Source organism: Neolewinella litorea (assembly GCF_004803465.1).
Lineage (GTDB): Bacteria > Bacteroidota > Bacteroidia > Chitinophagales > Saprospiraceae > Neolewinella > Neolewinella litorea.
This window is the reverse complement of sequence record NZ_SRSF01000001.1, coordinates 520,002-543,115: the sequence shown is the minus strand read 5'-3', so window position 1 is coordinate 543,115 and position 23,114 is coordinate 520,002. Positions and strand designations below refer to the sequence as shown.

Sequence of the window (23,114 nt, the reverse complement as noted above, 5' to 3'; positions counted from 1 at the left end):
ACCTTGCTTATGGCACCCGCTACCACCGCTTTGCTTCTCGTCGACCTGCAGGTCGATTTTCTGCCCACCGGCATGCTGCCCGTACCGGAAGGCGACCGGGTCATTCCCCTGGCCAACCGGCTCATGCCGCACTACGGCACGGTGGTGGCGACCCAGGACTGGCACCCCGCCAACCACGGGTCCTTTGCAGCCAATCACATGTGGCGTAAGCCGGGGCAGGTAATCGATCTGCACGGGCTCCAGCAGGTGCTTTGGCCGATCCACTGCGTACAGGAAACATGGGGTTCGGAATTTGCTGCCGATCTGCGTACGGAAAATATCGATCGTATTTTCCGCAAGGGTACCGATCCGATGATCGACAGCTACTCCGGCTTCTTCGACAACGGACACCGCAAGTCCACCGGGCTTGCCGACTGGCTAAAGGAGCGCGGGATTACGGAACTCCATGTGATGGGCCTGGCGCTAGACTATTGTGTAAAGTATACCGTCCTCGATGGGCTGGGGGAGGGCTTTAACGTCAGCCTGATTGAAGACGGAACCCGCAGCGTGGAATTACAGGATGGGGATGGCCTTAAAGCAATAGAAGAAATGCGCGCCGCGGGCGCTCGGGTGGTTACCGCCGACCAACTTCGGGTAGGGCCGTAAGACCGGAGGTATACCCGAAAGGCCGGAGAATGACTATTTTGCTGACCGCAAATCCAATTAAAAATGCTTCGCACTACCTTTTCGCTCATTCTCGCCTGTGCCTTGCTCGGTTGCGGATCCGATCAACCGGAACCCGAAGTGGCCGTCACCCAGGACGCCACCGCCGCACCCTCCTTTGAGGCCGACCCGCAGCCAGTACCCAAGCAGGAGGTGGCCACCCTCGTGGTGGGCAGTCAGGCACCGGACTTCAATCTGCCGGGCGCCGACGGAGAAATGCACTCACTGGCCGACTACAGCGACGGGGAAGTAATTGTACTCGCCTTTACCGCCAACCACTGTCCCACCGCCCAGGCCTACGAACAGCGGCTGATCGATTTTCAGAATGACTACGCCGACAAGGGCGTGCAGGTAATAGCGATCAGTCCCAACAGTCCGCTGGGGCTGCTTTACGAGGAACTGGGGTACACGGACCTAAACGACGACTACGATCAAATGGCCGTCCGCGCAGAATACGCCAAGTTTAACTTCCCCTACCTCTACGACGGCGACGATCACGCCGTATCACTGCAGTACGGACCGGTGGCCACGCCCCATATGTTCATACTGGATAAGGATCGCGTCCTGCGCTATACGGGCCGCCTCGACGAGAGCGAACGCCCCGGAACCGCCAATGCCGAAGATCTCCGCGCTGCCACCGACGCGCTGCTGGCCGGCGAAGAGGTGCCCAATCCGACCACGCCCACGTTCGGCTGCTCCACGAAATGGGCCTGGAAAACGGAGTACAACGAGCAGTCGGAAGCCAAGTGGTTAGCCCGTCCCGTCACCCTTGAGGAAGCCGATGTGGAAAAGGTAAAGGAGATCGTCGCCAATGACAGCGACAAACTGCGGCTGATCAACGTCTGGGCCACCTGGTGCGGCCCCTGCGTGATGGAGTATCCGCAGTTTTTGGTGCTTCAACGGATGTACGGCGCCCGGGATTTCGAGTTCGTGTCTATCTCCGCCGACAAGCCCGATCAGGGCGCGCGGGCACTCAAATTCCTGGAGCAGGTGCATTCCGGTGTCGACAATTACCACTTCGTTGGCGAAAATATCTACAAGCTTGTAGAGGCCCTGGATCCCGACTGGAACGGTGCCCTTCCTTACACCCTCCTGGTAGAGCCCGGTGGCGAGATCGTGTATAGCCACCAGGCCGAGGTCGATTTTCTGGAGCTCAAGCGAGCCATCGTGGAACACGAGATGATGGGAAGGGTATACTGACCACCCGGTTGAACTAACCCGCGAGTAACATGGGTTGATGACCCCACGCTTCGAATAAACACCTTCGATTTGGGGGGTTCCGCCAAGCCCACCTTCTGTGTGAGCCGGGGGCCAGGCGCTGTCTTGGTGTCATGTATTCCTATAAAAACAGCCCGAACTTCGACTCAGTCGAAATTCGGGCTGCTGTAAACTATTCTAATCCCGGCCCGGGGGCCATTGTCAGAATGTGTAGGTTCCCATTAGGGATTCTGGTCGGCGGGGCTGAGGTTGGGGTTGGCATCAATCTCTGCTTGGGGAATCTTAAAGATCCAGTCGGGATTGACGGAAGGCTTTTCGACGATGTAGGCATCCTGGTAGAGGACCTGGGAAGCGCCGGAACCGCCGTCGGCTGAGTGGTCGATGCCTTCGTCCCAGCGGATTTTGTCTTGGAACAAAAAGCCTTCGCCCCATAACTCAACGCCACGCTGGAACTTGATGTGCTCCATCAGGCTTTCCTGGCTGTCGTATTCGGAAACGTCGTATGCGCTATCCCGGCTCTCACCGAGTTCCTGGAGTACCTCCTGGGCGGCGTCGATGTCTCCCATCATGGTGAGGGCTTCGGCTTCGATCAGCAGCATTTCCTCGGCGCGCATGTAGATGATGTCGTCGGGCTCGATACCACCGGGTACGGCCTGCCGCAGTTTCACGTGCATGTAGGGGTGGGTATTGTGCCGCGAGGTCCAACCCCACTTGCTGGCCAGCCGGTCGATTTCCGCTTCAAACTCCTCTTCGGTCTCGTACAGCGGGTTGGTGTTGTTCTCCCACCCACCTTGTCCGTTGGCGGCCGAGAGGTTGGAATTGGGCGCGTCGACCAGGAACATGTCCTTACGGAAATCGGTATCCGGAATGGCGTCGATCAACCTTCTGTCGGCAATCTTGGGGTTATTCCGGACCTGGCTGCCGTTGAAGGTGTTGGAGGCCAGGTAGAAGTAGGAACGGAAGTAGGTAGTTTCCGTGGTGATTACGTTGCTTCCCCAGATCACACCGGGAAGCAGGGTAGAATTGAATCCTGCCTTCCAGGCCGATTCGTCCATGATTTCGTAACCCTCGCGGGCAAGGGCGGCGGATTCCGCGGCCAGTTGCCAGTTGCCCGTCGCCAGTGCCATCCGGGCCCGTAGCCCGTAGGCTACGTCTATATTCAGGTTGGCTTTGTCGTAGGCACTACCCGTTGGCCGGGGCGCTCCTTCCTTGAAGTTGTCAATGGCAGACTCAAGGTCCGATGCAATCTGGTCGTAAACCTCCTGTACGGTCGAACGGGCCGCGCTGGTGAAGGGGGCCTCGGTGGCGTACAGCAGCGGTACCCCCGGATCCGAGGAGGGGCTGCCGATGAGGTAACCTTTGGCGTAATGCTGTACCAGGGACATATATGCATAGGCCCGGTAGGCGTAGGCCTGTCCGAGGATGTTCCGCAAGACGGGGGTATCCGCCAGGTCACCTTCCTCCACCCGGTTAATGATTGAGTTGGCATTGGCGATGATGTTGTAGCGGTGGTACCAGAGAATTCTCACCGTCAGTGAGGTTTCCTGGGTGTGGGAATTCCACTGGGCCTCGCTGCGCCAGCCCAGGTTATTGGCATTCGCGCTGTGGATCAGCCCGCCGGCCAGGTTGTCGCCCATGGGTACCCAGTAGTGCTCATTTGCTCTTTGGGTGCTCGCGATCGCGGAACCACCGGGCATGATCGTTTGGGACTGAGAATACATTCCCCGGTGCATTCCGGCGAGAATAAGTTCCATATTGGCCTCGGTGGCCAGGGCGTCGGACGCCGAAATCGCGTCCGTTGGCTTGGTATCTAGGAAGTCTTCCTCGCAGCCCACCGCAAGCAGGGCGGTTGCCACGATGAGGACATATTTCATGTTTTGTAGCATGGATAGGTTTATTTAGAAGTTGGTGTTGAGGCCGAAGGTGATCAGCCGCGCAGGGTTGAAGTCGTTACCGGGTGAAGTTCCCGCCAGGTTGTACTGGGGATCAAGTCCGTCCCTTTCGGTCATCAGATACAGGTTCTCTCCGGTCAGGGAGAGTTTGAGGTTGTTCATACCGATGCTCTTGACGAATCTGCTGTTGAAGACATACGACAGGTTCACGTTCCTGAGTGAGAGGAAGGAAGCGTCGGTGAGGAAGCGGGTGGATTGCGTCCGTACCAGGTCGATATTGCCGTTCTCCAGCCTGGGCACGTCGGTGATGTCTCCGGGTTGACGCCAGGCGTTCATGATGTCAGGGTGAAGGGAACGTCCGTAAGAACCGCTGTGCATCATGGCGGAGTAACCGTTGTCCAGAATCTCTCCTCCGATGCCATAGGTAACGAGGATATTCAAGGAGAAGCCCTTGTAGAAGAGATTATTGGAAACCGATCCAAGGAAATCGGGGATGGAGCTGGCGCCGGTATAAGCCCGCTCGGTTTCCTGCCAGTCGTTGGTGGTCTGGTGTACTCCGTTTTCAATGACGGGAACGCTGTTGCCATCCTCGTCAAACTCGTACATGTAGAACAGCTGGTCTCCCGTAGCGGGGTCCACGTTTGCGGTATGCAGCAGATAGAAGTCGAACCGCGACCGACCGACGTCCCAGCGCTTGGATCCGTTGATGAAGGGGTCCGGCAGGCTGGTGATCTCGTTGTTGAAGGTTGAAGCGGTTGCCCGTACGCTCCAACGGAAGTCCCGCTTGCTGATCAGGTTACCCGTCAGGCCGAGCTCCACCCCTTCGTTGTACATGTCGCCGACGTTGGAGGGGAAGGAATTATGACCGTTGCTGAGCGCGATTGGCAAATCGTAGAGGAGGTCCGAGGAGTTCCGCTTGTAGTACTCCAAGGATCCGTCGAGGAAGTTGTTGAAGAGGGTAAACTCCAGGGCGACGTCGAAACTCTCAATCGTCTCCCACTGCAGGTTGTTGTTGCCGATGTCCGACCACCAGATTGCCGGGTTACCGGCGTTGGAGGTCAGGCTGTACCGGGGCTGCGACAGGAAGAAATCCTGCAGGTCATCATTGCCGACTTCCCCGTAGGACGCCCGCAGCTTCAGGCGGTCGATAAAGGAAATATTCTGGATGAACGGTTCCTGGTCAAGGCGCCAAGAAACCCCAGCGGAGTAGAAGGTACCCCAGCGAGAGGCGTCAGCGAATACCGAGGATCCGTCGCGGCGCGCGGAGAGGCTCAGGTAGTACTTGGTATCAAAGTTGTAGTTCGCTCTGGCGAAGTATCCCTCGATCCGCTTCACCGAAGTGTACCCGCCGAGTCTGACTGGAGTGGCGAAGTTGGCAAATTCAAAGATTCCTTCCGCGGTCTGGTCAATGGCTGAGGCGCTGTTTTGGCTGTAGTGGCGGTCAAAGCTTTCGTGACCCAGGGTCAGGTCGAGGTTATGATTGTCGTTGAAACTTTTATTGTAGGTCAGCAACTGGTTGAAGTTTTCAACCTGTCTTCTATACCGTACCTCACCGTAGCGGCCGGTAGGCTGGGCGTCTCCGATGATGTTGTTCTCGTACTCTTTCGAGATCCCTTCCTGGATATCCCGGCCGTAATTCAACCGGAAGTTGAGTCCTTCTACCACTTCAAAGTCGGCGAAAAACCGAAAGCCGTAAAGGTTGTTCCGGGTCCGTTCGTCGTTCAGCAGCAGTTCCTGCAGGGCGTGCCGACCCTGGTTGATGGGGCGGGAGCCGATACCGTACTCGGAATATCCTTCCCCAGAGTCGAAGATGGGGTTGCCGGCTTGGTCCAGGACGAGGTTGCCATTCCGGTCATTCACGTATACGGGGTAAATCGATCCGATACCCTTGGCAAAGCCGAAAGGGTTTACGATACTGCCAGAACCGGCCGAGGAGGGCCCCCTGGAATTGGAAACGGTGACGTTGGCGCTACCGCCCATGGTGAGCCAGTTCGTCGCATCAAAGTCGGCGTTCAGCCGGCTGGTGAGCCGGTCGTACTCAGTGGTCACCACGTAACCACCTTCCTCCAGATAGGAAGACGAGAAGTACACCCGGTGGTCGTCGCCGCCGGTTGACAGGTTTACGTTGTAGTTGGTCCGGGTACTGCTCTGTTCCATCACATCGTACCAGTCGAGACTTTGGTAGATGGTATTGGCGTTCGGATTGAGTTTACCGTCCGTGCCAACAATTTCGTCATTCGCAACGTCAAAGGGATTGTAACCCAGACTATTGAAGATGTTATCGGAAGCAAAAGCGGGGTCCCCGTCCGCGGCACCCGAGTTTTTCAGGGCTTCCCACATCGCCTCGTAGTACTGTCCTGGGGTAACTTCATCGTAAAGGGGAATGGCCCGCGATACAAAGCCGTGCTGTACGGAAGCCGAAACCTGAGTTCCGCCGTCGTTGCCCCGCTTGGTCGTAATCAGCACCACACCATTGGCAGCGCGGGAGCCATAAAGGGAAGTGGAGGAAGCGTCCTTAAGTACGGTGATTGACTCAATGTCTTCCTGGTTGATGCTCGTCAGGTCGCCTTCGAACTGAATACCGTCTACGATGAACAGCGGGTCGGTGTCGCCATTCAGGGTACCTACACCACGGATCACAATGCCCGGCGAAGAACCCGGTTGGCCGGAAGCGGAAGTAAATTGCACGCCCGTCGCATTGCCCTCAATGGCGGCGATTGGGGAAGTTACGTTCCTGGTTTCCAGCTCCTCGGAACCGACTACATCCGCTGAACCGGAGAAAGCTTCCTTTTTAGTAATACCGTAGGCCGTGACGATTACCTCTTCCAGAATTTCGGAGGCCGGCTCCATGGTAATATCAATGGTAGAACGGTTGTTAATTTCTACCCGTTGGGTAGTGAAACCGGTATAGCTGAAGATCAATGCTTCGCCATTCTCAGGTACGGTCAGGTTGTAGTTGCCGTCCAGGTCCGTGACGGTACCCGTGCTGGTTCCTGCGGCGAGGATGCTAACCCCGATCAGGCTCTCGCCGTCCTCGTCGGTTACTGTTCCGCTAACGGTATTTTGCGCCATAGTAATACCAATGGCAAATAGCGTTAGCCCGAAGACTAATAACAGTCGTCTCATGCTTTGTTTAGGTTTAGTTGAAAAAGTTTCAAGGTAAGCGGCCGAAAATAGGCAACTTTTGCGATAATTTTAACCTTATGGCTGATATTATAAATTATCAATAGATATGCCTAGCCGAGGTATGTGATTGATTACTAGGGGTGTATGTTCGAGTTAATGTAGATTACCAACAGATTAATTATTGGCATTATCAAAATTATATTGAATAATTATTGCGGGTCATCAATCGATATGTGGAATGTGTCGAAAATCGTATAATGTAATTGGCGTATAATTTTAAAATGCTAAAAAAATAGCAGCGGTAAATATTTTGTTGATTATCAGTCTGGCTTGAATTTTTGGCGGTACCAATTCCTCGTACCCGCCCGTGCGCCCAGCGACCCCCTCTGGTCTTGGCACGTTGAGGTACGGTCAGTCAAAGTTTGGTGACCGCCGAAACATAAATGCCTACCTTTGCGCCCCCTAAGCGCAAGCGCATGAAAACCAGAACGCTACGGCCGGATAAGGTCAACGTTATTACTCTCGGGTGCTCCAAAAACCTGGTGGACTCCGAGAACCTCATCACCCAGTTGCAGGCCAACGACTACGAGGTCGGGCACGACAGCAACGACCCGGCCAACATTGTCATCGTCAACACCTGCGGTTTTATCGATCTGGCCAAGGAGGAAAGCGTGAACACCATTTTGGATTACGCCGATCGCAAGACCCGGGGTGAGATCGACCGCCTGTACGTCACCGGTTGCCTCAGCCAGCGCTACAAGGATAACCTGGAGACGGAGATTCCTGAAGTTGATGATTTCTTCGGAACCATGGAACTTCCCGGACTGCTGGCACGGCTGGAAGCCGACTACCGGCACGACCTGATCGGGGAGCGCTTCATCACCACCCCCGAGCACTACGCCTACCTCAAGATCAGCGAAGGCTGCAATCGCACTTGCTCCTTCTGCGCCATCCCGCTTATGCGAGGCGACCACGTGAGCCGCCCCCTTGAGGAACTCGTCCGCCAGGCCACCCACTTCGCCAAGACCGGCGTCAAGGAGCTCATGCTCATCGCCCAGGAACTGACCTATTACGGCCTGGACCTGTACAAGAAAAGGATGCTTCCCGAATTGCTGGAAGCGTTGGCCGCGGTGGAGAGCATCGAGTGGATCCGCCTGCACTACGCCTATCCGTCCAAATTTCCGCGGGAAGTCTTTGAGGTCATGGCCGCGCAGCCCAAGGTGTGCAACTACCTGGACATACCGCTGCAGCACGGCTCCGATGCGGTTCTGCAGCGCATGCGCCGGCAAGTTACGCGCCGCGATACCACCGATCTGATCAACTACGCACGCGAGGCAGTACCCGGTATCGCCATCCGAACGACCTTCCTGGTGGGCTATCCGGGGGAGACCGAGGAGGAGTTTGAAGAGCTTTGCGACTTCGTCCGGGAAATGCGCTTCGAGCGCCTGGGCGTGTTTCAGTATTCCCACGAAGAGGATACCCGCGCCTACGACGTAGAAGATGACGTGCCCGCCGAGGTGAAGGCCGATCGCGCCGAACGGCTTATGGAGATCCAGCGGGAAATCAGTTACGAACTGAACCAGTCGCGGATCGGCGAGGTCATCCAGGTCCTGGTAGACCGCAAGGACGGTGACCATTACGTAGGCCGCAGTCAGTACGACAGTCCGGACGTGGACAACGAAGTACACCTTCCGGCCGACGCCGCCTACCTGCGCACGGGAGACATGGTGACCGGCCGGGTGGTTTCGGCCACGGAATACGATTTAATCGTCGAACTGGTTGTGGAGTAGGAGGGCATCGATTACTTTTGCCATCGCTACGGGATCGTACCTTGCCGCTATGGCGGAATTGGTAGACGCGCTGGATTCAAAATCCAGTTCCTTCGGGAGTGTGGGTTCGATTCCCACTGGCGGTACCTTCCCATCGCGGGCAAAAAAGTTTGCCCGGATAGTTGCAAATAAAAATGGGTCGTATATCTTTGCGGCCCGTTAACCGCCGGAGTGGTGAAACTGGTAGACACGCACGTTTCAGAGGCGTGTGCTTTTACGAGCGTGGGGGTTCGACTCCCCCCTCCGGCACCAGAGCTTCCTAAGTTCTGCCTGGCCCCGATCTTTAACCAGATCGGGGCTTTTTTTATCGTGGCCGGCGCTCCTCGCCGTTAACGCGCATCACGAAGGCATCCTCGGTATAGCGGGCCTGCACCTCCCGCAGGATACGATCCAGTTCCGCTGCTTCCCGATATTCCACCCGAACCCCCACGCGGGTATTGCGCCCTTCCTGATCGGTATAGGGCGTGTAGCCGGCTTCCGACAACCTTCGGGTCGTTTTGTCTACGTTACGCTGCCGCCCGAACAGGCCGATGGCAATGATCGCCACGTTGCGGGGCGCCACCGCCGGGGTTGGGGGCGCGGACGGCGTTTCCTCTTCCACCTGGACTTTGTCCGCGGCCACCGGAGATTCGTTGATGCGCGGCGCGGCTTCCGGCTGAATCTGATTGGCGTCGATAACCGGGGCGGGTGCGCGATCGGGCTGCGGCGGGACGTTCAGACGATTGCGCGTGTCCGGTCTGCTGTTCCGGGTACCGAACTCTTCACTGACAGTACCGGCCAGACGGAACAAGAGGAATATTACGGTAAGAATACCTGCCAGGACGGCGGCGTACCATGCCGCGCTGCCGTAGCGGCGACCGAACTCGGAGCGTTGTAGTTGGCGGACGGGCCGGGAACGGCGTTGCGGGGGCTCCTCTACCGGTTTATCCTGGCGAACGATGGGCCGCACATCCAGGGTCGGCAAACCAAAGCTTTCCTTACTGAAATTGTCTCCGCCGGGGGTGAAGCGGACCTCACCGTCTGGATGACGGAATAACTTGCCCACCCCTTCCAGGACTACGGTGCGCCCGGCGTCGAGGCTCTGGCGGGTCTGCTGCAGAAACTGGGTAAGCTGGTCGGGGTCTGCCAAGTGGCGGGCCAGCCTTCCGTCGTCGATTACCAGATTGGCGTTGAAGCTCACCCGGGCCGCGGGGGCGGATGCACGGCCTTCAATAAGGCTCACCAGGGCAGGTTGCTGAACAACGAGCAGGGTGCCGATGCCGGGAAGGCAAACGCGACCCTCCTCCATCAAAATCGAACGGAGAGCGGTGGTAACGGGGGAGTGCATGGGGTAAAGGTAAGCACCGTAGGGCCTTCCGCGCTAGGGGCCGGCCGCCCCGATCAGTTGTAATTGGCCTCCTCGCTCATGCCCGCGATGACGCTGAACGTGTTCCCCTTATTCTGCATGACCTGAGCCCACAATTCATCCGGCTCGCTTTTGAATAAGTAGTTGGGGTACATTTTTGCGGTCACCCAACTGCCCCCGTCGATCTCCTCCTGCAATTGCTGGTCCGACCAGCCGCTATAACCTACAAAGAACCGAATGTCGCGGGGCGTGATGACGCCCTGGTCGATGAGAACCTTGAGCTGTTCGAAGTTGCCGCCCCAGTATATTCCCTTGATGACCTCCTCGCTTCCCTCCAGCAGGTCACCTTTCCGGTGCAGATAGTGCACGGTATCTGTACCCACCGGTCCACCGAAATAAACCGGGGCATTGAATTCCGGAAAATCCTTGACCAGTTCGTCGATCCGCATCGGACTGCTGCGCTTGCGACTGACGGGCCGGTTGATGATAAAGCCCATGCTTCCCTCTGCGTTGTGCTCGACCAGCAGCACGGTGGTGCGCTTGAAATTCTGGTCGAGCATGAAGGGCTCAGCAAGCAGTATCGTTCCGTTCTTGATTTCCTGGGACATAGCGGGCGGGTTCTTTTCAACAAGGAAACGATGGTCCGGCACGCTTGGTTTGTTATCCAAAACTTACCGTTTCATCACCTTACTGTAGTAAACGACTTACGGTCGCGTCCGCTGCTTCCCCTGGCCGCCGGCCTAACTTACCTTTGCCCTATGGAAAAGCTCATGCGGCAGCACTGGTGGAAAGCCCTCTCGGTCATTATCCTCGTTTACGCCCTGGTGGCGGGGCTGCTTGTCCCCCTCAAGCCCAACCTGCTCGACGTAAGCCCCAACGCGGCGCAGGCCGGAGCCACCCAATCGTTTCAGTTGCTGGGCTATAACACCCAGTTCACCGACGACCGGGACGGTCTTATGGCCTGGTTGAATTACGGTGAGGGCTACGCCCTGCGCGCTGTTGAAGTCACGGTGCTGGACGACCGCCGAGCCACGGTAACCTTTAACTTTCCCGACGGCCTGCCCACTGACCGCCCAGAGAACAAGCGTCTGTCGCTCATTGTGAGCGGATCGGAAAGCGGTGCGTTTGTAGCGCCCGACGTTGTGGTCATGCGTCAAGAATCCGCACCCGCCGACCTAGCCGCGGTAGAAGCCGATTGGCGCCAGGGCGTTATGCAGCCTGGAGAACTGACTGCCCACCCCGGCATGACCTTTCCGTACCGGAGCTTGTTGGGAGAGACGATCCGCAATACCTACTTCCACGTCAGCCTCTGGTTCGCCATGATGTTTCTCTTCATTGCGGCGGTAGTTTACGCCGTCAAGTACCTCCGGCGGAAGTCGAAGCTCGAAGCCGGGGGGGTGAGCAACCATGCGGATCTCAATAATGTGAATTCCCTGGAGCGCGCCGACCACTGGTCGGTAGTTTTTACCGGTGTGGGCATGCTCTTCGGCATACTGGGATTGCTGACGGGCGCGGTGTGGGCCAAGTACACCTGGGGCAGTTTCTGGAACTGGGACATCAAGCAGTTTACCACCCTGATCGCCTTGCTCATCTACGCGGGATACTTCGTACTGCGTGCGGCCTTTCCCGACCCCGAGCGGCGGGCACGACTGGGGGCGGTGTACAACATTTTCGCTTTTGCCTGCCTCATCCCCCTTATCTATATCCTACCGCGCATGTCCGCCACCAGCCTGCACCCTGGTGCGGAGGGTAACCCGGCGATGGGCGGCGAGGATCTCGACAATACCATGCGAATGATCTTTTACCCCACCATCATCGGATGGACGCTCTTCGGTGGCTGGATGGCCGGGGTGGCCTACCGGGCCAGACTCCTGGGAGAACGACTGTTGCGCAGCCAGGAGGTCCACTAGCCGTGGTCGCCCTGCGCTACTGCTGGCTTTTACTGGGCTTGATCGGTTTCACCGCCAAGGTGGCGGCGCAGCGCATACCGACGGAACTTATATGCGAGTGGCAAGACGCTGGTGGCGTATCCAAACACGCCGCAAACGGGCAACCGGTGCGCCGCCTGGGGCCGACCATTGATCTCTTGGTGTTTCCCGATTCCATCACCGCCACAAAGGAACTTTTCCGGCTGCGCAGTACCCCGGGGGTCCGGCACGTGCACTATAATTACCGGGTTAAGTCCCGCAGACAGCCCGGTGATCCCCTCTATCCCCAACAGGACAACCTGGCCCGGGCTGGCTTCGAAAATGCCTGGAACTTGACTACGGGTGGCACGACGCAGAACGGTACGCCCATCGTGGTCGCCGTCCTGGATGCCGGATTCGATGCCGACCACGAAGATCTCGTCGGCAACCTGTGGCGCAACCCGGCTGAAACACCCGGCGACAACCTGGATAACGACGGTAACGGATTAGTAGACGACACCAACGGCTGGAATTTTACCACATCCACTTCGCGGTACGACGCCGACAATCACGGCACCGCCGTAGCCGGCCTGCTTGGTGCGGCGGGCGACAACCGGGTAGGGGTGGCCGGGACCAACTGGGACATAAACCTGATGCTGCTCCAGATCGCGACGGTGGCGGATATCATCGCCGCCTATGAGTACGTCATCCGACAGCGACAGGTCTTCAACGAGAGTAGGGGGGGAGGGGGCGCTTTCGTCGTCGCCACGAACGCCAGCTTCGGAATTGAAGGGGCCACCTGCGCGGATTTTCCCGTCTGGGGCGGCATGTACGATCGCCTGGGAGCCGTCGGCGTGCTAACCGCCGCCAGCGTAGCGAACGTGCCGGAGGACGTGGACATCATCGGGGATATGCCCACCGATTGCCCCAGTGATTTTATCATTGGCGTAACCAACGTCGATGCTGATGACCGCCTACAGACTTCCGCCGGCTACGGAAGGGGGAATATTGATCTGGCCGCCCCGGGGGAGGGAAGTTTCACGACTCGATCGGGGGGCACTTACGCAGGATTTGGGAGTACGAGCGCGGCGGCGCCCTACGTCACGGGGGCGGTGGCCCTGCTGTATGCCTCGCCCTGCCCGGCCTTGCTCAACCGATCATTTACGGAACCCGCGCGCGCCGCCCGAATGGTAAAGGAGGTAATCCTGGCCTCGGTCCAGCCACGGGAAGCTCTGGTCTCCCGAACCCGCACCGGGGGAATACTTGACGTCGGGGCGGCCCAACTGGCATTGCTTGACGAATGCGACGGGGATCAAGACGACTTCACCATACGCAGCGGGCACCCCAACCCGACCGGGGGAGAAATCATCCTGACCACTTCCGCACCGGCCTTGTCGCCCGCGGTGCGGTTGCGGGTGTACGACGCCCTGGGCAGACTGGTATTAATTCCGCGGATTGAAACACTAGCCGGATCGCCGGCGCGTTTAGCAGTGGACCTCCACACCCTGCCGGCCGGCTATTACCTGCTCGAGATCTCGGACGATGGAAAAAGGGGCGTATTTTCCGCCGTGGTCTTCTAGTCTTTTTGCAAATCTCCACGCGGGTTTGCCAAATTTTCCGAATCTTTATCCCGGAAACCTAATCACGAACATGCCTTGGCTTTTCGGCCTTACGCCACCGCTTCGGTGGAGGGCAAGGAGCCTTTTTCAATTAATTATTATGTACAAAATACCCGTTTTACTCCTCGTCATGCTGATGGGACTTTCGTCCTGCGTAAGCAAAAAGAAGTACGAGTCGCTGCAGACCGACCTGGCTTCGAGAGACGAACTTCTCGCCCAGCGCAACCAGGAAATTAACCGCTACGCCCAGCAGCTTGCGGAGTGCGAACGTCGGGAAATCCAGGTCCAGAACCGTCTGGAAACCGCCCAGGCCCAGGCCACGCTGCGCGAAGAGCAGATCGCTGACCTGCGCAAGCAGCGCGACGCCCAACTGGAACAGGTAGGTGACCTCACCGTACTGAGCCAGGGTGCCAACCAGAACATCGGCAAGACCCTCGAGCAGCTGCAGGGCAAGGACCGCTACATCCGCCTGCTCCAGGCCGCCAAGTCCAAGGCCGACTCCATCAACCTGGCCCTGGCCGTAAACCTGAAGAGCGCCCTGAAGGAAGGCATTGAGGACGAGGACGTCAACATCCAGGTCGACAAGACCGTCGTCTACATCAACCTCTCCGACAAGATGCTCTACAAGAGCGGGAGCTACCAGATCACCGAGCGCGCCAGCGAAGTACTCGCCAAGATCGCCAGCATCGCCAAGGATCGCCCCACGCTGGAGATCATGGTCGAAGGCTACACCGATAACGTGCCCATCAATTCTGCCTGTGTGAAGGACAACTGGGACCTCTCCGTTCTGCGCGCCACGGCCGTGGTAAAAGCCCTGCAGAACAAGTACAACATCGATCCCAACCGTCTGGTCGCCGCCGGTCGCGGAGAATACAACCAACTGGTTGACAACTCGACCGCCGAAAACCGCTCGATCAACCGCCGCACCCGTATCATCCTGCTGCCCAAGCTGGATCAGTTCTACGACCTGCTCGACCCCTCGAAGGTCCCGGAATAAACGGTTAAACTTTATGGGTGAAGCCCCGATTCGTCACGACGGATCGGGGCTTTCCTTTTCCCACCGGATCTGCAGGACCTCCGTCTCGTCACCGCGCACGGCGTGTGGATGGCTGATGCGGTAGCCCACCACGGCGATGATTGCTCCGTCCTGGTCACAGAGCATCGGCACGTGATCCTTTTCCCAGGCCGGGACCTTGTCATCCGTCAGCAGGTCCTGCACTTTCTTGGATCGGCCCGCCATGCCAAAGGGCAGAAAACGATCACCGGGCTGCCGGGGTCGCAGGTGCAAGGGTAGGTCGGGAAGCCGGCAGTACTGGTAACCGGGTCGGTCCACTCGGCTCGGTTGGTTCACTTTCTCAAGGCGTATTTGCCCACCGGGGAGCGCAGCAGTATACGGCAAATCCTCAATGGTTACGGACTCCCAAGCAGGGACCTGCGGAGCGCAGCGAATCCGCCGCGTGTCCGCATCCCCCCGGTGAGCGGCTGAAAAGACCGTGATGTTTCTCCTGGCATCCACCAACTGCTGCAACTGCTCGTCGGTGAAGCCCATCGTCCGCGTGAGGTGATGCAGCAGGGTGAGGGTGTCTTCACGTGACAGCCCGGTCAGTTCCCGCCGTACGGTCACGATCCCCCCCTTCGCGGAAACACCGGGCACGGCAAGCATTCCATGCTCCATGAAGCGTTCCGCCGAACGGAGGTGGGCGAGGGTAGTGCGGAGTCCGGCATCCTGCATGCCCAGGGCGCGGAGCCCCGGCACCACGCGGTGTCGCAGGGCGTTGCGCAGGTACTTTTCTTCGCGGTTACTCTCGTCTTCGCGCCATGTCAACTGCTTCTCCCTGGCGTATTCCAGAATTTCCTGCCGCGTAAATTCCAGCAGGGGCCTTGCTACCGGGAAGCTGGTCTTGGGTGGGATCCCGCGCAGACCGGCCAACCCCGTGCCCCGGATCAGATTGATAAGTGTCGTTTCCAGGGAATCGTCGAGATGGTGGCCGGTACACAGAATGGAGTAATTGTACTCATCCAATGTTTTCCGAAAATATAAGTAACGTTTATCCCTTGCCTCTAATTGGATTGATTTGCCGGACTCTTTGCGAGTGAGGGTCATTACCGTTGAATGTAAGGGGACCTGCCATTCCGTCGCCAGTTGTTGTACCATTACGGCATCCTGCTCGGAGGCCTTGCCCCGTAATTGATAGTTGCAGTGCACCAGTCCGATAGCGTACCCCGCTTGCAGCAGCAGGTGAGCCAGAGCCGTGCTGTCAAGGCCTCCGCTTACTGCCACGAGCAGTCGGTCGGTTCGGGAGAACAGTTGCTCCCGCGCCACGAAGTCCCGGAGGCGCTGCGTGAGCTCGTGATCCGTACTCACGAATTGTGATACTTTTCGTTGCGGATGATGGTCATGGCACGGTACAGCTGCTCCGCGAAAAACAGGCGGACCATCTGGTGACTAAAGGTCATGGCGCTCAGACTGATGGTGTGGTCGGCGCGGTCGTATACCTGCCGCGAAAAGCCAAAGGCACCCCCCACGGCGAACACCAGCCGGCGGGCGGGGCGGTGCAGTTCCCGTTCCAGCCATTCGGCGAAAGCCACGCTCCCGTACGTACTGCCCCCTTCGTCGAGCAACACCAGGCGGTCATCCGGATTTATCTTGTCGAGTAGGGCCTGACCTTCACGGTCAATGAGTTGCTCCGGGGTCAGCTTTCCTCCCTGCTTAATATCAGGCAGAACGGTAAAGGTGATGGGTAGGTAGTGTCCGAGCCGTCGAATGTAAATCTCTTCCCCCGTACGGAGGTATTGCTCCGATGTTTTTCCGGTGTAGTATACCTGTACCTTCACGTTATCCTGCTTTCTTCGGGTGTAAGGTAAGGTAAGCGGTGCAAGGGCAAATTTGCTCAACCCGGGTGCCCGGGTAACCCATACTGGCCTACCTTGCGCCGATCTCATGTCCCCCATACCCTCCCGTAATTATGTATACTGCTTACCGTATCGAGTGTGCTCCCGAGCTGACCGAGATTCTGATTGCCCACCTGGCCGATGCCGGGTTCGATTCCTTTCTGGAGGAGACATACGGTGTTCTGGCGTACGCCCTCAGCAATGACCACGCGCGCTGGGTTAAAGTCATTGAGGAACTAAAAGCAGAGTATACCTTCAACTACAGCCACGAAGCGGTCGAGGAACGCAACTGGAATGAGGTGTGGGAAAGCGGCTTTGCCCCTATTCGGGTTGGGGACCGATTGCTCATCCGCGCCAGTTTTCACCCTGCCGACCCCTTGGTGTCCCACGAATTGGTGATCGATCCGCGGATGGCATTCGGTACCGGTCACCACGCCACCACCTACATGATGTGCGAGCTGCTCATGGACTACTACGCCCGGGGCGGGGTGGGGGAGTCGGTGCTCGACTACGGGTGCGGCACCGGGGTGCTGGCCATCCTGGCCAAACGACTCGGGGCCCGGCGTGTGGACGCGGTGGACATTGAGCCCGCAGCGGTAGAAAATACCATCGATAATGCTGCGGCCAACGACGTACAACTCGATGAAATCGTGGAGGGTACGCTTGCCGACGTACCGGAAAGACAGCCGTACGACCTGGTGCTGGCAAACATCAATCGGAACGTACTATTGGACACCGGGGAGGCGTTGAAACTGCGCCTGCGCAGCGGGGCCACCGCCTTCCTCAGTGGTATTCTGGAACAGGATGAAGACCGTATCCTGCAACACTTTTCGTCCCTCGGGTTTACCCTTCAGCGGCGCGAGGGTCGGGAGGGATGGCGGGCTTTAGAATTCAAGCGCGAATGAACAACGCCAATATGCGGTTTTACCTACTGAGTGTACTCCTGTGCCTGTCGCTTTCCGCCGGAGCGCAACTTGCCGATTTGGCGGCGGATGCGGAGCTTCCGGCCTTCGAGGAACAGCTTGAAACCTACATGACGGCCACCCGCAACGACCGGGCCCGCACTGCCTACGCCAACTTTACCGGCACCCTGTATGGCGGCGGACTCACTGCCGAGCAACAGCAACGCGTCAAATCTGCAACCGTGGCGCTCGCCCGGGCCAACGTGCGTGCAGAATTCGGCATGGCCGATTACCTGGAAATATTAGCCTACCTGTCGGGAAAGGAAAAAGAGAAGCAGGAACTGTTTGCCGGTTTTCATGACGTGCTGGAACGCACCCTGGCCGATCCTGCCCTCACCCCCGCGGGCTTGACGAACCTGCTCGAGAATAGCCTTAACTACCTCAGTCGGGGGCGCCTCGACCGCGACAGCGGGCCTTACGGCTGGAAAGTAGCCGGTGGCACACCAAGTTTTACTTACGATGCGGTTCCCTTGCTTGTGGTCGATAAGGTGCAGCAGTTGCTGGCCAGTATGAAGACGGACAGTTTCGCGATCCAGGAAACGAAGATCATCATCGACCTGACTAACAACCGCTTCATGGGCAAGGGAGGACGTACCGACTGGCAGCGTGTCGGGCTGCCCTCGGACATCTTCGTGCGGCTGGTGGATTACCAGGTGGATCCGCGACTAAATCATCTTACGTCGGATTCCGCTCATCTGCAGTACCCGACCTACTTCGGCGATCGGATCATCTATGGGTCCTTTGAAGATCGGCTTCAATCCGGGGGTCCGCGGGCGGCCGGCGACGTCCCCGAGTTCGTGAGCGATAACCCCATGTTGGTGGTGGACAACATCGGTGAAGGCATGCGTATGCGGGGGCGCTTCGAGCTGCACGGCGGCCGCGCGTACGCCACCACGGAAGAGGGTACGGACGGCGTGGTATACTTCGACGTCACCGGAGAGGACGGCAGCCGCAAAATGCAGGCGCAGGCCACGCAGTTCGTCGTCGTTCCCGGAGAGCGACTGACCGGCCAGAAGGTCAAGCTGGCCCTATACTTCGGCCAGGACAGCCTCGTGCACCCGAGCGCAAGCATCGACGTTGACATCAAGGAGGCCCTCGTAAAACTGAAACGTACCGAGAGCAGCTCCGACGCCGCGCCCTTTTACCACAGCATGAACCGCTTCAATATCGACGCGGATAACATCAACGTATACCTGCGCGGCGACAGCGCCGTAGTGGGCCGCAAGACCGTTAGTTTTCAGGAAAAAGGCGACGTGGTGCTGGAAAGTGAAAACTACTTCGACCACCGGGATTACCTTCAGATAAAGGCTCTGGCCGGTTTTCACCCCCTGGAACTGATCTATCGGTACCGCGCCCAACTGGCTTACCCTACGGATACCCTGTCCGCCAACTCCCTAGCCGACTATTTTCAGGAGGGTCTTACGGCCAAAAGCATTGAATCCGCCCTCTTCGACCTGCAGTCCCGCGGCTTCCTATCCTACGATCCGGAAAAGGCCCAGGTCATCCTGAAGCCCAAACTCGCCCACTACGTAGAGTCAGAACGCGAGGCAAAAGACTACGATAAGCTCAAGATCGTCAGCAGTACCGAAGAGCTCAATGCCTTTCTGGATTTGAAGGCCGGGACGATCCTGGTGGAAGGCGTACGCCCGATCCAGTTGAACGCGCGCAAACAGGTCGCCATCCGGCCCTTTGCCGAACAGGTGGCCATCGTCGGGGACCGTAACCTTGATTTTGGCGGACAGGTTTACGCCGGCGGGGCGATCCTGAGTGGGAGCGACTTTCACTTTAAGTACGAGCCGTATTACATTCAGTTCGATTCGGTTAAGTACATCGACCTCTTCCTTCCCGAGGGGGGGGAGATCAAGGATGGGGTGCAACGTCTTTCCACCGCCAGCCGAATTGAAAACGTCAGCGGCTACGTACTCCTGGATGCCCCAAAGAACAAAAGCGGTTCCGAAAATATCGGATATTTCCCCAGCATTCAGACTCGGGGACCCTCGTACATCTATTACGACCAGGCCGACACCGCCTCCCTGTATTCGCGCGACAGCTTTTATTTCGAATTGGTACCGTTCAGCCTGAATAACCTGGACAGTCTTACCGAATCCGGTCTGGGACTAAAGGGCGAACTGGTAAGCGGAGGCATCTTTCCGCGCATGGCGCGCACGCTTAGCGTACAGGAAGACGGTAGCCTGGGCTTCGTCACCTCTACCGACTCGGTCGGACAAATGGCCTACGGCGATCGCGGCACGTACACCGGTGAGGTCACCCTCAACAACAGCGGTCTGGTCGGAAACGGTACCTTCCGCTACCTGGAGGCGGAAATTACCAGTCCGGAAATTGTCTTCGGAGTGGACAGCGCCACCACCGTAGCCCAGTCCTTCGTGCTGCAGGAAAGCACCGACCCCGCCCGCCCCGTCCCCCAAGTGGTGGGGCAGGAAGTCAATGTGACCTTCAGGCCCTACGGCGATTCCCTGGTAGTTACGCCCCGGGACGGCGGTACTTTTAATCTGTTTGGTACGGGTGACCACCGTTTTGACGGTTCACTGGTACTACAGCCAAAGGCACTGCGGGGAGGCGGTACCCTGGAATGGTCGCAGGCTGAAGTGGCCAGCGCCGATTTTCGCTTTGGGACCAAGACCGTCAACGTCGATACGGCCACCGTAAACATCAAGAGCCTCGACGGGGAGGGTGGCATCGCCCTGACCACTACGAATGTGTCCGGAGCCTTTGATTTTGATCGGAGTACGGCGGAGTTTCGCAACAACGGCACGGAGCAGAGCACGGAAATGCCCTATATCCAGTTCAAGACGAGCAGCGACCGTTTCGCCTGGGACATGGCAGGGGGAGAGATCAAGTTCAATACCGGGGAGGGAAAGGATCGCTTCACAAGTATCAATCCCGATCAGGACACCCTCACATTCACCGGCAATACAGCCGTCTACAACACCCTCGAGGGGCAACTGGAGGTGGGAGGGGTACCCTACATCGTGAGCGCCGACGCACGCATCATCCCCGGTGACAGCGCGATTGTAGTGCGCTCGGGGGGCAAGGTGGCGCAGCTGACCAACGCGCGCATCATCGCCGACACCCTGAATCAGTACCACGTCATCAACCGCGCCACCGTCGACATCGCCGGACGGAAGGAATACACGGCCTCCGGCTTCTACCAGTACAACGTCGGGGACCACGAGCAGGAAGTGGAACTGCAGGATATCGTCGGCACCCGCGTAGGTATGGGCCTACGATCCGAGAAAGCTACTGCTACCCGCGCAAAGGGGGAGATCCCGGAGGAAACGGAATTTTATATCGACGACAAGACCCGATTCTACGGTACCATAGAACTGGATGCCGGCAGCAAGGAACTGGCTTTCGACGGTTTCGCTCGCATTGAGGCTGAGAAACTTCCCGCCGCCGAGTGGTTCGTCGTCCAGAGTGAGGGCGACAAGAACAATCTCGTGCTCAAGACCGAAGGTGTCCTGGATCCGAGCGGCAAACCGCTTTACACGGGCTTCTACCTCAGTAAGCCGGACCGGCACGTCTACCCGGCAATGATCCGCACACCCGACCGTCGCGTCGATCACCCCATCTTGGATGCCGCGGGCGTCTTCACTTACGACGAAGACCGGGATGCCTTCCTCTTCGGCGATTCCGTGCGGATCAACGATCCGGCTTCGGTGGAAGGTAACCTGATGGTTTTTGATCACGCCACGGGTACCGTCAGCGGCGACGGCCTGCTCGGAATTGGCGGACGGCTGAAGTACATCGCCATGAAAACCTACGGCACGATTTCGATGCAACTTCCCGAACAGTTTCAACCCGAAGCCGAGCCGGAAGTAGCCATCAACGAGACTACGACCGAAACCTCTGATTCAACGGCGGCGGAAGGCGAGGGCGGCACGCTGACCGACAACATGTTCCTCCTGGAAGAAGAAACCGAGGAGGCCCCTGCCACCGACGTCACCGAACTGAAGCTGAGCGTGGCCGCGCCCGAGGAGGAGCGTTATCCGGAGACCAACGCAGAAGTCATGGCGGCCATTGACCTGATCTTGCCCGCGCCGCTCGTAGCCATCATGACCAATGATCTCGTATCCGGTGCCTACAGCGCGCCCCAGCTGGGCATCAACCAGCGGATACCCTTTGCCACCGCCGGCATCGCGAACCTCTTTCCGGCCGGACCCGACCGGGAGCGCGCCATTGCCGGCCTTTCGGCCGACGCCATGGACCTGGCACCCGCGGTGAACCGCCATACCTTCCTGTTCAGTGACATGAAGCTTCGGTGGAATACCGACTACCAGTCATTTGTGAGTACACAGCCGCTGAACGGACTGGCCTCCGTAGCCGGGAAACCGATCAGCCGCCGATTTGAGTCCTACCTGGAAGTGAAGATGACTACCGGCGGCGACGACCGACTCTACCTGTTCATCAAATCGCCGAGTGAAACCTACTACTTTTTCGGCTTCAAGGACGGGATCCTGAACGTGGTGAGCAACAACAACGCCTTCATGAACGCCTTGCGCGAAACCAAGCCCAAAGATCTGGTCCTGGAAATGGAGGACGGACTGACCTACGAGATCCTGGAAGTGACCCCCGGCACGGCCCAGACCTTCCTTCGGCGTGTGCAGGCGGCCTTCGGGTCAGATAACTAGCGCATCCGGGCCCGTTTCACGAGATATTGCTGCAGGATAGGCCGGAAGCCGGCCTGAATGTCGGCCTCCACGTAGTCGATGCGGTACTGCAGGCACTTCAGGCGCAGGCGCTCCTGGTACGCGGCCACCTGTTCTACGTAGTATTCCCGCACCTGCTGCGGCTGCAGTTTGATGCGTTCGCCGCTCTCCATGTCGATAAACTCGTAGGGGCGGTTTTCGAACTCGAAATTGATCTCCTTACTGGTGTCGACCGTGTGGAAGAGTACGACCTCATGCTTGGCGTGCTTGAGGTGTTGCAGGGCGGCGAAAACCTCATCCTCCCGCTCGGTCTCGTCGAACATATCGCTGAACAAGATGACCAAAGAGCGGCGGTGAATGCTGTCGGCAATCTGGTGTAGGGCCGCGGCGGTGCTGGTGCGGATGTCGTGGGTAGGCCGGTCGATCAGTTGCTGCAGATAAGTGAGCATCAACCGGTAATGCGTGGTGCTCGATTTAGGGCGCGTGTGCAGGTCGACGCCTTCGTTGAAGAAGGTGAGCCCAAAGGCGTCGCGTTGCTTCATCAGCAGGTTCATAAGACTGGCGGCGGCGAGGGCGGAAAAGCGAATCTTATTCACGTGGTCGGCACTGCGGTCGCTCACTTCCGGGAAGTACATGCTGGAGCTGCTGTCGACCACGATCTGGCACCGCAGGTTGGTCTCTTCCTCGTACCGCTTGGTGTACATCTTGTCGGTGCGCGCGAACACCTTCCAGTCGATGTTTCGGGTAGGCTCGCCCTGATTGTAGATCCGGTGCTCGGCGAATTCAACGCTGAAACCGTGGAAGGGGCTTTTGTGCAGCCCGATGATAAAACCTTCCACCACCTGCCGGGCCAGAAGTTCGAGGTTGCCAAGGTTGCGGACCTGTTCGTTGGTAATGAGCTGCATAGTCTAACTTATCGGGCCGGGCGGCGTTTGTCGAATACAACGGAAGCGAA

15 protein-coding genes and 2 tRNA genes are annotated in these 23,114 nt (G+C 58.2%); 10 read left to right on the top strand and 7 right to left on the bottom strand.

Annotated elements, in window-relative coordinates; all coding sequences use genetic code 11:
• Positions 1–9 precede the first annotated feature (9 nt).
• Both pncA and E4021_RS02305 read left to right on the top strand, forming a co-directional pair.
• Complete coding sequence (pncA, locus tag E4021_RS02310; RefSeq protein ID WP_136456284.1) at positions 10–645, top strand: bifunctional nicotinamidase/pyrazinamidase; 636 nt, start codon at positions 10–12, stop codon at positions 643–645.
• Positions 646–708: 63 nt separating this feature from the next.
• Positions 709–1,902, top strand: coding sequence for a redoxin domain-containing protein (locus E4021_RS02305; RefSeq protein WP_136456282.1), 1,194 nt, complete (start codon positions 709–711; stop codon positions 1,900–1,902).
• Positions 1,903–2,141: 239 nt separating this feature from the next.
• Here E4021_RS02305 and E4021_RS02300 read toward each other — a convergent pair whose 3' ends face one another.
• Together E4021_RS02300 and E4021_RS02295 are read right to left on the bottom strand one after the other, a co-directional pair.
• Entirely contained in the window at positions 2,142–3,806 is a 1,665-nt protein-coding gene (locus E4021_RS02300; protein WP_136456280.1) for a RagB/SusD family nutrient uptake outer membrane protein, read from the bottom strand.
• A 12-nt stretch (positions 3,807–3,818) separates the two neighbouring features.
• On the bottom strand, positions 3,819–6,938 hold the full coding sequence (locus tag E4021_RS02295) for a SusC/RagA family TonB-linked outer membrane protein (protein WP_136456279.1): 3,120 nt from the start codon (positions 6,936–6,938) through the stop codon (positions 3,819–3,821).
• A gap of 476 nt (positions 6,939–7,414) precedes the next feature.
• On the opposite strand from E4021_RS02295, the gene rimO reads away from it, so the two are divergent.
• From rimO to E4021_RS02280, 3 genes are all read left to right on the top strand, one after another.
• Positions 7,415–8,728, top strand: a complete 1,314-nt coding sequence (rimO, locus tag E4021_RS02290; RefSeq protein WP_136456278.1) for a 30S ribosomal protein S12 methylthiotransferase RimO — start codon at positions 7,415–7,417, stop codon at positions 8,726–8,728.
• A 43-nt stretch (positions 8,729–8,771) separates the two neighbouring features.
• Positions 8,772–8,853: transfer RNA gene (locus E4021_RS02285), tRNA-Leu, on the top strand.
• A 79-nt stretch (positions 8,854–8,932) separates the two neighbouring features.
• Positions 8,933–9,019, top strand: a tRNA-Leu gene (locus E4021_RS02280).
• A gap of 52 nt (positions 9,020–9,071) precedes the next feature.
• Here the strand turns inward: E4021_RS02280 and E4021_RS02275 are convergent.
• Both E4021_RS02275 and E4021_RS02270 read right to left on the bottom strand, forming a co-directional pair.
• Positions 9,072–10,094 carry a hypothetical protein gene (locus E4021_RS02275; protein WP_136456277.1) on the bottom strand — a complete coding sequence of 341 codons (1,023 nt, stop codon included), beginning with the start codon at positions 10,092–10,094 and terminating at the stop codon, positions 9,072–9,074.
• Between the two features lie 53 nt (positions 10,095–10,147).
• On the bottom strand, positions 10,148–10,720 hold the full coding sequence (locus tag E4021_RS02270; RefSeq protein ID WP_136456276.1) for a YqgE/AlgH family protein: 573 nt from the start codon (positions 10,718–10,720) through the stop codon (positions 10,148–10,150).
• A gap of 150 nt (positions 10,721–10,870) precedes the next feature.
• On the opposite strand from E4021_RS02270, the gene E4021_RS02265 reads away from it, so the two are divergent.
• The 3 genes from E4021_RS02265 to E4021_RS02255 all read left to right on the top strand — a co-directional run bounded on the left by E4021_RS02265 (position 10,871) and on the right by E4021_RS02255 (position 14,635).
• A complete protein-coding gene (locus tag E4021_RS02265) occupies positions 10,871–12,022 on the top strand; it encodes a cytochrome c biogenesis protein (protein WP_168797426.1) in 1,152 nt (383 codons plus the stop codon).
• Positions 12,023–12,201: 179 nt separating this feature from the next.
• Positions 12,202–13,599, top strand: coding sequence for a S8 family peptidase (locus tag E4021_RS02260; protein ID WP_168797425.1), 1,398 nt, complete (start codon positions 12,202–12,204; stop codon positions 13,597–13,599).
• Positions 13,600–13,738: 139 nt separating this feature from the next.
• Positions 13,739–14,635, top strand: coding sequence for an OmpA/MotB family protein (locus E4021_RS02255; protein WP_136456273.1), 897 nt, complete (start codon positions 13,739–13,741; stop codon positions 14,633–14,635).
• 33 nt (positions 14,636–14,668) lie between these two features.
• On the opposite strand, the gene tilS is transcribed toward E4021_RS02255, so the two are convergent.
• Together tilS and E4021_RS02245 are read right to left on the bottom strand one after the other, a co-directional pair.
• Positions 14,669–16,003 carry a tRNA lysidine(34) synthetase TilS gene (gene tilS / locus E4021_RS02250; protein ID WP_136456272.1) on the bottom strand — a complete coding sequence of 445 codons (1,335 nt, stop codon included), beginning with the start codon at positions 16,001–16,003 and terminating at the stop codon, positions 14,669–14,671.
• Positions 16,000–16,473, bottom strand: a complete 474-nt coding sequence (locus E4021_RS02245; protein WP_136456271.1) for a 23S rRNA (pseudouridine(1915)-N(3))-methyltransferase RlmH — start codon at positions 16,471–16,473, stop codon at positions 16,000–16,002. Before E4021_RS02245 ends, tilS begins: the two co-directional genes overlap by 4 nt.
• A 131-nt stretch (positions 16,474–16,604) precedes the next feature.
• Here E4021_RS02245 and prmA point away from each other — a divergent pair, with 131 nt between their 5' ends.
• Together prmA and E4021_RS02235 are read left to right on the top strand one after the other, a co-directional pair.
• Complete coding sequence (gene prmA, locus E4021_RS02240; RefSeq protein WP_136456269.1) at positions 16,605–17,435, top strand: 50S ribosomal protein L11 methyltransferase; 831 nt, start codon at positions 16,605–16,607, stop codon at positions 17,433–17,435.
• An 11-nt stretch (positions 17,436–17,446) separates the two neighbouring features.
• The gene (locus E4021_RS02235; RefSeq protein ID WP_136456268.1) at positions 17,447–22,141 is read left to right on the top strand and encodes a hypothetical protein; all 4,695 of its coding nucleotides are present in this window, start codon (positions 17,447–17,449) and stop codon (positions 22,139–22,141) included.
• Here the strand turns inward: E4021_RS02235 and E4021_RS02230 are convergent.
• Entirely contained in the window at positions 22,138–23,064 is a 927-nt protein-coding gene (locus tag E4021_RS02230) for a DUF58 domain-containing protein (RefSeq protein WP_136456266.1), read from the bottom strand. The genes E4021_RS02235 and E4021_RS02230 overlap by 4 nt on opposite strands.
• Between the last annotated feature and the right edge of the window lie 50 nt (positions 23,065–23,114).